We start from the raw sequence: 15,793 nt of genomic DNA on the forward strand, positions 1-15,793 counted from the left end.
CGAGTCTGATCCGTTGAAGTCCGCATTCGGGGTATAGTCGATCGTATCGTCGGTCGGATCGTTCGGTGTTCCGTTGTTGTTCACGGTAGCCGTTCCGTTCGCAGCAGGCGTGGCAATCACGATCGCTCCGGTTGATGGTCCGTCAGGTCCGAACGTATCGTTGGCTAGTACCGGGATATTCACCGACTGGTCCTCTGTAACGTTCGCCGTATCATTTGAAGCTACAGGCACGTCAGTGCCAGGCGCATCAGGGGCGATGGTCACGGTCACCGTAGCGGTCGAAGTATCGCCGTTTGAGTCGGTGATGGTGTATGTGAACGAATCCGATCCGTTGAAGTTCGCATTCGGGGTATAGTCGATCGTATCGTCGGTCGGGTCGTTCGGTGTTCCGTTGTTGTTTACGGTAGCCGTTCCGTTTGCAGCAGGCGTGGCAATCACGATCGCTCCGGTTGATGGTCCGTCAGGTCCGAAGGTATCATTGGCAAGTACAGGGATGTTCACCGATTGGTCCTCTGTAACGTTCGCCGTATCATTTGAAGCTACAGGCACGTCAGTACCAGGGGCATCAGGGGCGATGGTCACGTTCACCGTAGCGGTTGACGTATCACCGTTTGAATCGGTGATGGTGTATGTGAACGAGTCCGATCCGTTGAAGTTAGCATTCGGGGTATAGTCGATCGTATCGTCGGTCGGGTCGTTCGGTGTACCGTTGTTGTTTACGGTAGCCGTTCCGTTCGCGGCTGGCGTAGCAATTGCAATGGCAAATGCTGATGGGCCGTCAGGGCCGAACGTATCGTTTGCAAGTACCGGGATATTCACCGACAGGTCTTCTGTAACGTTCGCCGTATCGTTGGCTGCTACCGGCACGTCAGTACCAGGCGCATCAGGGGCGATCGTAACGTTCACTGTCGCAGTTGACGTATCACCGTTTGAATCGGTGATCGTGTATGTGAACGAGTCTGATCCGTTGAAGTTAGCATTCGGGGTATAGTCGATCGTGTCGTCTGTCGGATCGTTCGGTGTACCGTTATTGTTTACGGTCGCGGTACCATTAGTGGCAGGTGTAGCAATGGTAATCGCTCCGGTTGATGGGCCGTCAGGTCCGAACGTATCGTTTGCAAGTACAGCGATGTTCACCGATTGGTCTTCCGTTACGTTCGCCGTATCGTTGGCAGCTACAGGCACGTCAGTGCCAGGCGCATCAGGGGCGATGGTCACGTTCACTGTCGCAGTTGACGTATCACCGTTTGAATCGGTGATGGTGTATGTGAACGAGTCCGATCCGTTGAAGTTAGCATTCGGGGTATAGTCGATCGTATCGTCGGTCGGGTCGTTCGGCGTTCCGTTGTTGTTTACGGTAGCGGTACCATTAGTGGCAGGTGTAGCAATGGTAATGGCTCCGATCGATGGGCCGTCAGGTCCGAAGGTATCATTGGCAAGTACCGGGATGTTCACCGATTGGTCTTCTGTTACGTTCGCCGTATCATTTGAAGCTACAGGCACGTCAGTGCCAGGCGCATCAGGGGCGATGGTCACGTTCACCGTAGCGGTCGAAGTATCGCCGTTTGAGTCGGTGATGGTATAGGTGAACGAGTCCGATCCGTTGAAGTTAGCATTCGGGGTATAGTCGATCGTATCGTCTGTCGGGTCGTTCGGTGTACCGTTGTTGTTCACGGTAGCCGTTCCGTTCGCGGCTGGCGTAGCAATCACGATCGCTCCGGTTGATGGGCCGTCAGGGCCGAACGTATCGTTTGCAAGTACCGGGATGTTCACCGATTGGTCCTCTGTAACGTTCGCCGTATCGTTTGCAGCTACAGGCACGTCAGTACCAGGCGCATCAGGGGCGATGGTAACGTTCACCGTAGCGGTCGAAGTATCACCGTTTGAGTCGGTGATGGTGTATGTGAACGAGTCCGATCCGTTGAAGTTAGCATTCGGGTATAGTCGATCGTGTCGTCTGTCGGGTCGTTCGGTGTTCCGTTGTTGTTTACGGTAGCGGTTCCATTAGTGGCTGGCGTGGCAATTGCAATGGCAAATGCTGATGGTCCGTCAGGGCCGAACGTATCGTTTGCAAGTACCGGGATATTCACCGACAGGTCTTCTGTAACGTTCGCCGTATCGTTGGCTGCTACCGGCACGTCAGTACCAGGCGCATCAGGGGCGATGGTAACGTTCACCGTAGCGGTCGAAGTATCACCGTTTGAGTCGGTGATGGTGTATGTGAACGAGTCCGATCCGTTGAAGTTAGCATTCGGGGTATAGTCGATCGTGTCGTCTGTCGGGTCGTTCGGTGTTCCGTTGTTGTTTACGGTAGCGGTTCCATTAGTGGCTGGCGTGGCAATCACGATCGCTCCGGTTGATGGTCCGTCAGGGCCGAACGTATCGTTGGCTAGTACAGGGATGTTTACCGATTGGTCTTCCGTTACGTTCGCCGTATCGTTGGCAGCTACAGGCACGTCAGTACCAGGCGCATCAGGGGCGATCGTCACGTTCACCGTAGCGGTCGAAGTATCGCCGTTTGAATCGGTGATGGTATAGGTGAACGAGTCTGATCCGTTGAAGTCCGCATTCGGGGTATAGTCGATCGTATCGTCTGTCGGGTCGTTCGGTGTACCGTTGTTGTTCACGGTAGCCGTTCCGTTCGCAGCTGGCGTGGCAATCACGATCGCTCCGGTTGATGGTCCGTCAGGTCCGAAGGTATCATTTGCAAGTACAGCGATATTCACCGATTGGTCCTCTGTAACGTTCGCCGTATCATTTACAGCTACAGGCACGTCAGTACCAGGCGCATCAGGGGCGATGGTCACGTTCACCGTAGCGGTCGAAGTATCGCCGTTTGAATCGGTGATGGTATAGGTGAACGAGTCCGATCCGTTGAAGTTAGCATTCGGGGTATAGTCGATCGTATCGTCTGTCGGGTCGTTCGGTGTTCCGTTATTGTTCACGGTAGCCGTTCCGTTCGCAGCCGGCGTAGCAATCACGATCGCTCCGGTTGATGGTCCGTCAGGTCCGAAGGTATCATTGGCAAGTACCGGGATGTTCACCGATTGGTCCTCTGTAACGTTCGCCGTATCATTTGCAGCTACAGGCACGTCAGTGCCAGGGGCATCAGGGGCGATGGTAACGTTCACCGTAGCGGTTGACGTATCGCCGTTTGAATCGGTGATGGTGTATGTGAACGAGTCCGATCCGTTGAAGTTAGCATTCGGGGTATAGTCGATCGTATCGTCTGTCGGGTCGTTCGGTGTACCGTTGTTGTTTACGGTAGCCGTTCCGTTCGCAGCAGGCGTGGCAATGGTAATCGCTCCGGTTGATGGTCCGTCAGGTCCGAACGTATCGTTGGCTAGTACAGCGATATTCACCGATTGGTCCTCTGTAACGTTCGCCGTATCATTTGAAGCTACAGGCACGTCAGTGCCAGGGGCATCAGGGGCGATGGTAACGTTCACCGTAGCGGTTGACGTATCGCCGTTTGAATCGGTGATGGTGTATGTGAACGAGTCCGATCCGTTGAAGTCCGCATTCGGGGTATAGTCGATCGTATCGTCGGTCGGGTCGTTCGGTGTACCGTTGTTGTTCACGGTAGCCGTTCCGTTCGCAGCTGGCGTGGCAATCACGATCGCTCCGGTTGATGGTCCGTCAGGTCCGAAGGTATCATTTGCAAGTACAGCGATATTCACCGATTGGTCCTCTGTAACGTTCGCCGTATCATTTACAGCTACAGGCACGTCAGTACCAGGGGCATCAGGGGCGATGGTCACGTTCACCGTAGCGGTCGAAGTATCGCCGTTTGAATCGGTGATGGTATAGGTGAACGAGTCTGATCCGTTGAAGTCCGCATTCGGGGTATAGTCGATCGTATCGTCTGTCGGGTCGTTCGGTGTACCGTTGTTGTTCACGGTAGCCGTTCCGTTCGCAGCTGGCGTGGCAATCACGATCGCTCCGGTTGATGGTCCGTCAGGTCCGAAGGTATCATTTGCAAGTACAGCGATATTCACCGATTGGTCCTCTGTAACGTTCGCCGTATCATTTACAGCTACAGGCACGTCAGTACCAGGCGCATCAGGGGCGATGGTCACGTTCACCGTAGCGGTCGAAGTATCGCCGTTTGAATCGGTGATGGTATAGGTGAACGAGTCCGATCCGTTGAAGTTAGCATTCGGGGTATAGTCGATCGTATCGTCTGTCGGGTCGTTCGGTGTTCCGTTATTGTTCACGGTAGCCGTTCCGTTCGCAGCCGGCGTAGCAATCACGATCGCTCCGGTTGATGGTCCGTCAGGTCCGAAGGTATCATTGGCAAGTACCGGGATGTTCACCGATTGGTCCTCTGTAACGTTCGCCGTATCATTTGCAGCTACAGGCACGTCAGTGCCAGGGGCATCAGGGGCGATGGTAACGTTCACCGTAGCGGTTGACGTATCGCCGTTTGAATCGGTGATGGTGTATGTGAACGAGTCCGATCCGTTGAAGTTAGCATTCGGGGTATAGTCGATCGTATCGTCTGTCGGGTCGTTCGGTGTACCGTTGTTGTTTACGGTAGCCGTTCCGTTCGCAGCAGGCGTGGCAATGGTAATCGCTCCGGTTGATGGTCCGTCAGGTCCGAACGTATCGTTGGCTAGTACAGCGATATTCACCGATTGGTCCTCTGTAACGTTCGCCGTATCATTTGAAGCTACAGGCACGTCAGTGCCAGGGGCATCAGGGGCGATGGTAACGTTCACCGTAGCGGTTGACGTATCGCCGTTTGAATCGGTGATGGTGTATGTGAACGAGTCCGATCCGTTGAAGTCCGCATTCGGGGTATAGTCGATCGTATCGTCGGTCGGGTCGTTCGGTGTACCGTTGTTGTTCACGGTAGCCGTTCCGTTTGCAGCAGGCGTGGCAATCACGATCGCTCCGGTTGATGGTCCGTCAGGTCCGAAGGTATCATTTGCAAGTACAGCGATATTCACCGATTGGTCCTCTGTAACGTTCGCCGTATCATTTACAGCTACAGGCACGTCAGTACCAGGCGCATCAGGGGCGATGGTCACGTTCACCGTAGCGGTCGAAGTATCGCCGTTTGAATCGGTGATGGTATAGGTGAACGAGTCCGATCCGTTGAAGTTAGCATTCGGGGTATAGTCGATCGTATCGTCTGTCGGGTCGTTCGGTGTACCGTTGTTGTTCACGGTAGCCGTTCCGTTCGCAGCTGGCGTGGCAATCACGATCGCTCCGGTTGATGGTCCGTCAGGTCCGAAGGTATCGTTTGCAAGTACAGCGATATTCACCGATTGGTCCTCTGTAACGTTCGCCGTATCATTTGAAGCTACAGGCACGTCAGTACCAGGCGCATCAGGGGCGATCGTAACGTTCACCGTAGCGGTTGACGTATCGCCGTTTGAATCGGTGATCGTGTATGTGAACGAGTCTGATCCGTTGAAGTCCGCATTCGGGGTATAGTCGATCGTATCGTCGGTCGGGTCGTTCGGTGTACCGTTGTTGTTTACGGTAGCCGTTCCGTTAGCAGCAGGCGTAGCAATCACGATTGCCCCGGTTGATGGTCCGTCAGGGCCGAACGTATCATTGGCTAGTACCGGGATATTCACCGACAGGTCTTCTGTAACGTTCGCCGTATCATTTGAAGCTACAGGCACGTCAGTGCCAGGCGCATCAGGGGCGATGGTCACGTTCACCGTAGCGGTTGACGTATCGCCGTTTGAATCGGTGATGGTATAGGTGAACGAATCCGATCCGTTGAAGTTAGCATTCGGGGTATAGTCGATCGTATCGTCGGTCGGGTCGTTCGGTGTACCGTTGTTGTTTACGGTAGCCGTTCCGTTCGCAGCCGGCGTAGCAATCACGATTGCCCCGGTTGATGGTCCGTCAGGTCCGAAGGTATCATTGGCAAGTACCGGGATGTTCACCGATTGGTCTTCTGTTACGTTCGCCGTATCATTTGAAGCTACAGGCACGTCAGTGCCAGGCGCATCAGGGGCGATGGTCACGTTCACCGTAGCGGTTGACGTATCGCCGTTTGAATCGGTGATGGTATAGGTGAACGAATCTGATCCGTTGAAGTCCGCATTCGGGGTATAGTCGATCGTATCGTCGGTCGGGTCGTTCGGCGTTCCGTTGTTGTTTACGGTAGCCGTTCCGTTCGCGGCTGGCGTGGCAATCACGATCGCTCCGGTTGATGGTCCGTCAGGTCCGAACGTATCGTTTGCAAGTACCGGGATATTCACCGATTGGTCCTCTGTTACGTTAGCCGTATCATTTGAGGCTACAGGCACGTCAGTGCCAGGGGCATCAGGGGCGATCGTCACGTTCACCGTAGCGGTCGAAGTATCGCCGTTTGAATCGGTGATGATGTATGTGAACGAGTCCGATCCGTTGAAGTCCGCATTCGGGGTATAGTCGATCGTATCGTCGGTCGGGTCGTTCGGCGTTCCGTTGTTGTTCACTGTGGCTGTTCCATTCGCAGCAGGCGTGGCAATCACGATCGCTCCGGTTGATGGTCCGTCAGGGCCGAACGTATCGTTTGCAAGTACCGGGATATTCACCGATTGGTCCTCTGTTACGTTAGCCGTATCATTTGAGGCTACAGGCACGTCAGTACCAGGGGCATCAGGGGCGATCGTCACATTCACTGTCGCAGTTGACGTATCACCGTTTGAATCGGTGATGGTGTATGTGAACGAATCCGATCCGTTGAAATTAGCATTCGGGGTATAGTCGATCGTATCGTCGGTCGGATCGTTCGGCGTTCCGTTGTTGTTTACGGTAGCCGTTCCGTTCGCAGCCGGCGTGGCAATCACGATCGCTCCGGTTGATGGGCCGTCAGGTCCGAACGTATCGTTGGCTAGTACCGGGATGTTCACCGATTGGTCCTCTGTAACGTTCGCCGTATCATTTGAGGCTACAGGCACGTCAGTGCCAGGCGCATCAGGGGCGATGGTCACGCTTACCGTAGCGGTCGAAGTATCACCGTTTGAATCGGTGATGGTATAGGTGAACGAGTCTGATCCGTTGAAGTCCGCATTCGGGGTATAGTCGATCGTATCGTCGGTCGGATCGTTCGGTGTTCCGTTGTTGTTCACGGTAGCCGTTCCGTTCGCAGCAGGCGTGGCAATCACGATCGCTCCGGTTGATGGTCCGTCAGGTCCGAACGTATCGTTGGCTAGTACCGGGATATTCACCGACTGGTCCTCTGTAACGTTCGCCGTATCATTTGAAGCTACAGGCACGTCAGTGCCAGGCGCATCAGGGGCGATGGTCACGGTCACCGTAGCGGTCGAAGTATCGCCGTTTGAGTCGGTGATGGTATAGGTGAACGAATCCGATCCATTGAAGTTCGCATTCGGGGTATAGTCGATCGTATCGTCGGTCGGGTCGTTCGGTGTTCCGTTGTTGTTTACGGTCGCGGTTCCGTTCGCAGCCGGCGTGGCAATCACGATCGCTCCGGTTGATGGGCCGTCAGGTCCGAACGTATCGTTGGCTAGTACCGGGATGTTCACCGATTGGTCCTCTGTAACGTTCGCCGTATCATTTGAGGCTACAGGCACGTCAGTGCCAGGCGCATCAGGGGCGATGGTCACGCTTACCGTAGCGGTCGAAGTATCACCGTTTGAATCGGTGATGGTATAGGTGAACGAGTCTGATCCGTTGAAGTCCGCATTCGGGGTATAGTCGATCGTATCGTCGGTCGGGTCGTTCGGTGTACCGTTGTTGTTTACGGTAGCCGTTCCGTTCGCAGCAGGCGTAGCAATCACGATTGCCCCGGTTGATGGTCCGTCAGGGCCGAACGTATCATTGGCTAGTACCGGGATATTCACCGACAGGTCTTCTGTAACGTTCGCCGTATCATTTGAAGCTACAGGCACGTCAGTGCCAGGCGCATCAGGGGCGATCGTCACATTCACTGTCGCAGTTGACGTATCGCCGTTTGAATCGGTGATGGTATAGGTGAACGAATCCGATCCATTGAAGTTAGCATTCGGGGTATAGTCGATCGTATCGTCGGTCGGGTCGTTCGGTGTACCGTTGTTGTTTACGGTAGCCGTTCCGTTCGCAGCCGGCGTAGCAATCACGATTGCCCCGGTTGATGGTCCGTCAGGTCCGAAGGTATCATTGGCAAGTACCGGGATATTCACCGATTGGTCCTCTGTAACGTTCGCCGTATCGTTTGAAGCTACAGGCACGTCAGTGCCAGGCGCATCAGGGGCGATGGTCACGTTCACCGTAGCGGTTGACGTATCGCCGTTTGAATCGGTGATGGTATAGGTGAACGAATCTGATCCGTTGAAGTTAGCATTCGGGGTATAGTCGATCGTATCGTCTGTCGGGTCGTTCGGCGTTCCGTTGTTGTTTACGGTAGCCGTTCCGTTCGCGGCTGGCGTAGCGATTGCAATGGCAAATGCTGATGGTCCGTCAGGTCCGAACGTATCGTTGGCTAGTACAGGGATGTTCACCGATTGGTCTTCTGTTACGTTCGCCGTATCATTTGAAGCTACAGGCACGTCAGTGCCAGGCGCATCAGGGGCGATGGTCACGTTCACCGTAGCGGTCGAAGTATCACCGTTTGAATCGGTGATGGTATAGGTGAACGAGTCCGATCCGTTGAAGTTCGCATTCGGGGTATAGTCGATCGTGTCGTCTGTCGGATCGTTCGGCGTTCCGTTGTTGTTCACTGTGGCTGTTCCGTTCGCGGCAGGCGTGGCAATGGTAATGGCTCCGATTGATGGTCCGTCAGGTCCGAAGGTATCGTTTGCAAGTACCGGGATGTTCACCGATTGGTCTTCTGTAACGTTCGCCGTATCATTTGAAGCTACAGGCACGTCAGTACCAGGCGCATCAGGGGCGATGGTCACGTTCACCGTAGCGGTCGAAGTATCGCCGTTTGAATCGGTGATGGTATAGGTGAACGAGTCCGATCCGTTGAAGTCCGCATTCGGGGTATAGTCGATCGTATCGTCGGTCGGGTCGTTCGGCGTTCCGTTGTTGTTTACGGTAGCCGTTCCGTTTGCAGCAGGCGTGGCAATCACGATCGCTCCGGTTGATGGTCCGTCAGGTCCGAACGTATCGTTTGCAAGTACCGGGATATTCACCGATTGGTCCTCTGTTACGTTAGCCGTATCATTTGAGGCTACAGGCACGTCAGTGCCAGGGGCATCAGGGGCGATCGTCACGTTCACCGTAGCGGTCGAAGTATCGCCGTTTGAATCGGTGATGGTGTATGTGAACGAGTCCGATCCGTTGAAGTTAGCATTCGGGGTATAGTCGATCGTATCGTCTGTCGGGTCGTTCGGCGTTCCGTTGTTGTTCACTGTAGCCGTTCCGTTCGCAGCAGGCGTAGCAATCACGATCGCTCCGGTTGATGGTCCGTCAGGGCCGAACGTATCGTTTGCAAGTACCGGGATATTCACCGATTGGTCCTCTGTTACGTTAGCCGTATCATTTGAGGCTACAGGCACGTCAGTACCAGGGGCATCAGGGGCGATCGTCACATTCACTGTCGCAGTTGACGTATCACCGTTTGAATCGGTGATGGTGTATGTGAACGAATCCGATCCGTTGAAATTAGCATTCGGGGTATAGTCGATCGTATCGTCGGTCGGATCGTTCGGCGTTCCGTTGTTGTTTACGGTCGCGGTTCCGTTCGCAGCCGGCGTGGCAATCACGATCGCTCCGGTTGATGGGCCGTCAGGTCCGAACGTATCGTTGGCTAGTACCGGGATGTTCACCGATTGGTCCTCTGTAACGTTCGCCGTATCATTTGAGGCTACAGGCACGTCAGTGCCAGGCGCATCAGGGGCGATGGTAACGTTCACCGTAGCGGTCGAAGTATCACCGTTTGAGTCGGTGATGGTGTATGTGAACGAGTCCGATCCGTTGAAGTTAGCATTCGGGGTATAGTCGATCGTGTCGTCTGTCGGGTCGTTCGGTGTTCCGTTGTTGTTTACGGTAGCGGTTCCATTAGTGGCTGGCGTGGCAATCACGATCGCTCCGGTTGATGGTCCGTCAGGGCCGAACGTATCGTTGGCTAGTACAGGGATGTTTACCGATTGGTCTTCCGTTACGTTCGCCGTATCGTTGGCAGCTACAGGCACGTCAGTACCAGGCGCATCAGGGGCGATCGTCACGTTCACCGTAGCGGTCGAAGTATCGCCGTTTGAATCGGTGATGGTATAGGTGAACGAGTCTGATCCGTTGAAGTCCGCATTCGGGGTATAGTCGATCGTATCGTCTGTCGGGTCGTTCGGTGTACCGTTGTTGTTCACGGTAGCCGTTCCGTTCGCAGCTGGCGTGGCAATCACGATCGCTCCGGTTGATGGTCCGTCAGGTCCGAAGGTATCATTTGCAAGTACAGCGATATTCACCGATTGGTCTTCTGTAACGTTCGCCGTATCATTTGAGGCTACCGGCACGTCAGTACCAGGCGCATCAGGGGCGATGGTCACGTTCACTGTCGCAGTTGACGTATCGCCGTTTGAATCGGTGATGGTATAGGTGAACGAGTCCGATCCGTTGAAGTTAGCATTCGGGGTATAGTCGATCGTATCGTCTGTCGGGTCGTTCGGTGTTCCGTTATTGTTCACGGTAGCCGTTCCGTTCGCAGCCGGCGTAGCAATCACGATCGCTCCGGTTGATGGTCCGTCAGGTCCGAAGGTATCATTGGCTAGTACCGGGATGTTCACCGATTGGTCCTCTGTAACGTTCGCCGTATCATTTGCAGCTACAGGCACGTCAGTGCCAGGGGCATCAGGGGCGATGGTAACGTTCACCGTAGCGGTTGACGTATCGCCGTTTGAATCGGTGATGGTGTATGTGAACGAGTCCGATCCGTTGAAGTTAGCATTCGGGGTATAGTCGATCGTATCGTCTGTCGGGTCGTTCGGTGTACCGTTGTTGTTTACGGTAGCCGTTCCGTTCGCAGCAGGCGTGGCAATGGTAATCGCTCCGGTTGATGGTCCGTCAGGTCCGAACGTATCGTTGGCTAGTACAGCGATATTCACCGATTGGTCCTCTGTAACGTTCGCCGTATCATTTGAAGCTACAGGCACGTCAGTGCCAGGCGCATCAGGGGCGATGGTCACGTTCACTGTCGCAGTTGACGTATCACCGTTTGAATCGGTGATGGTATAGGTGAACGAATCCGATCCGTTGAAATTAGCATTCGGGGTATAGTCGATCGTATCGTCGGTCGGATCGTTCGGCGTTCCGTTGTTGTTTACGGTCGCGGTTCCGTTCGCAGCCGGCGTGGCAATCACGATCGCTCCGGTTGATGGGCCGTCAGGTCCGAACGTATCGTTGGCTAGTACCGGGATGTTCACCGATTGGTCCTCTGTAACGTTCGCCGTATCATTTGAGGCTACAGGCACGTCAGTGCCAGGCGCATCAGGGGCGATGGTCACGCTTACCGTAGCGGTCGAAGTATCACCGTTTGAATCGGTGATGGTATAGGTGAACGAGTCTGATCCGTTGAAGTCCGCATTCGGGGTATAGTCGATCGTATCGTCGGTCGGATCGTTCGGTGTTCCGTTGTTGTTCACGGTAGCCGTTCCGTTCGCAGCAGGCGTGGCAATCACGATCGCTCCGGTTGATGGTCCGTCAGGTCCGAACGTATCGTTGGCTAGTACCGGGATATTCACCGACTGGTCCTCTGTAACGTTCGCCGTATCATTTGAAGCTACAGGCACGTCAGTGCCAGGCGCATCAGGGGCGATGGTCACGTTCACTGTCGCAGTTGACGTATCACCGTTTGAATCGGTGATGGTGTATGTGAACGAGTCCGATCCGTTGAAGTTAGCATTCGGGGTATAGTCGATCGTATCGTCGGTCGGGTCGTTCGGCGTTCCGTTGTTGTTTACGGTAGCGGTACCATTAGTGGCAGGTGTAGCAATGGTAATGGCTCCGATCGATGGGCCGTCAGGTCCGAAGGTATCATTGGCAAGTACCGGGATGTTCACCGATTGGTCTTCTGTTACGTTCGCCGTATCATTTGAAGCTACAGGCACGTCAGTGCCAGGCGCATCAGGGGCGATGGTCACGTTCACCGTAGCGGTCGAAGTATCGCCGTTTGAGTCGGTGATGGTATAGGTGAACGAGTCCGATCCGTTGAAGTTAGCATTCGGGGTATAGTCGATCGTATCGTCTGTCGGGTCGTTCGGTGTACCGTTGTTGTTCACGGTAGCCGTTCCGTTCGCGGCTGGCGTAGCAATCACGATCGCTCCGGTTGATGGGCCGTCAGGGCCGAACGTATCGTTTGCAAGTACCGGGATGTTCACCGATTGGTCCTCTGTAACGTTCGCCGTATCGTTTGCAGCTACAGGCACGTCAGTACCAGGCGCATCAGGGGCGATGGTAACGTTCACCGTAGCGGTCGAAGTATCACCGTTTGAGTCGGTGATGGTGTATGTGAACGAGTCCGATCCGTTGAAGTTAGCATTCGGGGTATAGTCGATCGTGTCGTCTGTCGGGTCGTTCGGTGTTCCGTTGTTGTTTACGGTAGCGGTTCCATTAGTGGCTGGCGTGGCAATTGCAATGGCAAATGCTGATGGTCCGTCAGGGCCGAACGTATCGTTTGCAAGTACCGGGATATTCACCGACAGGTCTTCTGTAACGTTCGCCGTATCGTTGGCTGCTACCGGCACGTCAGTACCAGGCGCATCAGGGGCGATGGTAACGTTCACCGTAGCGGTCGAAGTATCACCGTTTGAGTCGGTGATGGTGTATGTGAACGAGTCCGATCCGTTGAAGTTAGCATTCGGGGTATAGTCGATCGTGTCGTCTGTCGGGTCGTTCGGTGTTCCGTTGTTGTTTACGGTAGCGGTTCCATTAGTGGCTGGCGTGGCAATCACGATCGCTCCGGTTGATGGTCCGTCAGGGCCGAACGTATCGTTGGCTAGTACAGGGATGTTTACCGATTGGTCTTCCGTTACGTTCGCCGTATCGTTGGCAGCTACAGGCACGTCAGTACCAGGCGCATCAGGGGCGATCGTCACGTTCACCGTAGCGGTCGAAGTATCGCCGTTTGAATCGGTGATGGTATAGGTGAACGAGTCTGATCCGTTGAAGTCCGCATTCGGGGTATAGTCGATCGTATCGTCTGTCGGGTCGTTCGGTGTACCGTTGTTGTTCACGGTAGCCGTTCCGTTCGCAGCTGGCGTGGCAATCACGATCGCTCCGGTTGATGGTCCGTCAGGTCCGAAGGTATCATTTGCAAGTACAGCGATATTCACCGATTGGTCCTCTGTAACGTTCGCCGTATCATTTACAGCTACAGGCACGTCAGTACCAGGCGCATCAGGGGCGATGGTCACGTTCACCGTAGCGGTCGAAGTATCGCCGTTTGAATCGGTGATGGTATAGGTGAACGAGTCCGATCCGTTGAAGTTAGCATTCGGGGTATAGTCGATCGTATCGTCTGTCGGGTCGTTCGGTGTTCCGTTATTGTTCACGGTAGCCGTTCCGTTCGCAGCCGGCGTAGCAATCACGATCGCTCCGGTTGATGGTCCGTCAGGTCCGAAGGTATCATTGGCAAGTACCGGGATGTTCACCGATTGGTCCTCTGTAACGTTCGCCGTATCATTTGCAGCTACAGGCACGTCAGTGCCAGGGGCATCAGGGGCGATGGTAACGTTCACCGTAGCGGTTGACGTATCGCCGTTTGAATCGGTGATGGTGTATGTGAACGAGTCCGATCCGTTGAAGTTAGCATTCGGGGTATAGTCGATCGTATCGTCTGTCGGGTCGTTCGGTGTACCGTTGTTGTTTACGGTAGCCGTTCCGTTCGCAGCAGGCGTGGCAATGGTAATCGCTCCGGTTGATGGTCCGTCAGGTCCGAACGTATCGTTGGCTAGTACAGCGATATTCACCGATTGGTCCTCTGTAACGTTCGCCGTATCATTTGAAGCTACAGGCACGTCAGTGCCAGGCGCATCAGGGGCGATGGTCACGTTCACTGTCGCAGTTGACGTATCACCGTTTGAATCGGTGATGGTGTATGTGAACGAGTCCGATCCGTTGAAGTTAGCATTCGGGGTATAGTCGATCGTATCGTCTGTCGGGTCGTTCGGTGTACCGTTGTTGTTTACGGTAGCCGTTCCGTTCGCAGCAGGCGTGGCAATGGTAATCGCTCCGGTTGATGGTCCGTCAGGTCCGAACGTATCGTTGGCTAGTACAGCGATATTCACCGATTGGTCCTCTGTAACGTTCGCCGTATCATTTGAAGCTACAGGCACGTCAGTGCCAGGGGCATCAGGGGCGATGGTAACGGTCACCGTAGCGGTCGAAGTATCGCCGTTTGAATCGGTGATGGTGTAGGTGAACGAATCCGATCCGTTGAAGTTAGCATTCGGGGTATAGTCGATCGTATCGTCTGTCGGATCGTTCGGTGTACCGTTGTTGTTTACGGTCGCCGTTCCGTTCGCGGCTGGCGTAGCAATTGCAATGGCAAATGCTGATGGGCCGTCAGGGCCGAACGTATCGTTTGCAAGTACCGGGATATTCACCGATTGGTCCTCTGTAACGTTCGCCGTATCGTTTGCAGCTACAGGCACGTCAGTACCAGGGGCATCAGGGGCGATCGTCACATTCACCGTAGCTGTAGATGTATCACCGTTTGAATCGGTGATGGTGTATGTGAACGAGTCCGATCCGTTGAAGTTCGCGTTCGGGGTATAGTCGATCGTATCGTCTGTCGGGTCGTTCGGCGTTCCGTTGTTGTTTACGGTCGCGGTTCCGTTCGCAGCTGGCGTAGCAATCACGATCGCTCCGGTTGATGGTCCGTCAGGTCCGAAGGTATCATTGGCAAGTACAGGGATGTTTACCGATTGGTCTTCCGTTACGTTCGCCGTATCATTGACAGCCAATGGGCTGTCAACGCCAGGCGCATCAGGGGCGATGGTCACGTTCACTGTCGCAGTTGACGTATCGCCGTTTGAATCGGTGATGGTGTATGTGAACGAGTCCGATCCGTTGAAGTCCGCATTCGGGGTATAGTCGATCGTATCGTCTGTCGGGTCGTTCGGTGTACCGTTGTTGTTCACGGTAGCCGTTCCGTTTGCAGCAGGCGTGGCAATCACGATCGCTCCGGTTGATGGTCCGTCAGGTCCGAACGTATCGTTTGCAAGTACCGGGATGTTCACCGATTGGTCCTCTGTTACGTTCGCCGTATCATTTGAAGCTACAGGCACGTCAGTGCCAGGGGCATCAGGGGCGATGGTAACGTTCACCGTAGCGGTCGAAGTATCGCCGTTTGAATCGGTGATGGTGTATGTGAACGAGTCCGATCCGTTGAAGTCCGCATTCGGGGTATAGTCGATCGTATCGTCGGTCGGGTCGTTCGGCGTTCCGTTGTTGTTTACGGTAGCCGTACCATTAGTGGCAGGTGTAGCAATGGTAATGGCTCCGATCGATGGGCCGTCAGGTCCGAACGTATCGTTTGCAAGTACCGGGATGTTCACCGATTGGTCCTCTGTAACGTTCGCCGTATCATTTGAAGCTACAGGCACGTCAGTGCCAGGCGCATCAGGGGCGATCGTCACGTTCACCGTAGCGGTCGAAGTATCGCCGTTTGAATCGGTGATGGTATAGGTGAACGAGTCCGATCCGTTGAAGTTAGCATTCGGGGTATAGTCGATCGTATCGTCTGTCGGGTCGTTCGGTGTACCGTTGTTGTTCACGGTAGCCGTTCCGTTCGCAGCCGGCGTGGCAATCACGATCGCTCCGGTTGATGGTCCGTCAGGTCCGAAGTATCTTTGCAAGTACCGGATATTCACCGATTGGTCTCTGTAACGTTCGCCGTATCATT

The 15,793-nt window shown here is 54.5% G+C and carries 2 protein-coding genes (1 of these 2 cut by a window edge); both read right to left on the reverse strand.

Annotated elements, in window-relative coordinates; all coding sequences use genetic code 11:
- Nucleotides 1-1,896, reverse strand: partial view of an Ig-like domain-containing protein gene (locus HYN49_RS00135; RefSeq protein ID WP_245892305.1) — the beginning only. It extends 15,804 nt beyond the left edge of the window; the window shows 1,896 of its 17,700 coding nt (coding positions 1-1,896); its start codon is at nt 1,894-1,896; its stop codon lies beyond the left edge, outside the window.
- A complete protein-coding gene (locus tag HYN49_RS00140) occupies nt 1,857-15,761 on the reverse strand; it encodes an Ig-like domain-containing protein (protein WP_108902235.1) in 13,905 nt (4,634 codons plus the stop codon). The genes HYN49_RS00135 and HYN49_RS00140 overlap by 40 nt, the downstream gene beginning before the upstream one ends.
- Between the last annotated feature and the right edge of the window lie 32 nt (nt 15,762-15,793).

The organism is Flavobacterium pallidum (assembly GCF_003097535.1).
Taxonomy (GTDB): Bacteria; Bacteroidota; Bacteroidia; order Flavobacteriales; family Flavobacteriaceae; genus Flavobacterium; species Flavobacterium pallidum.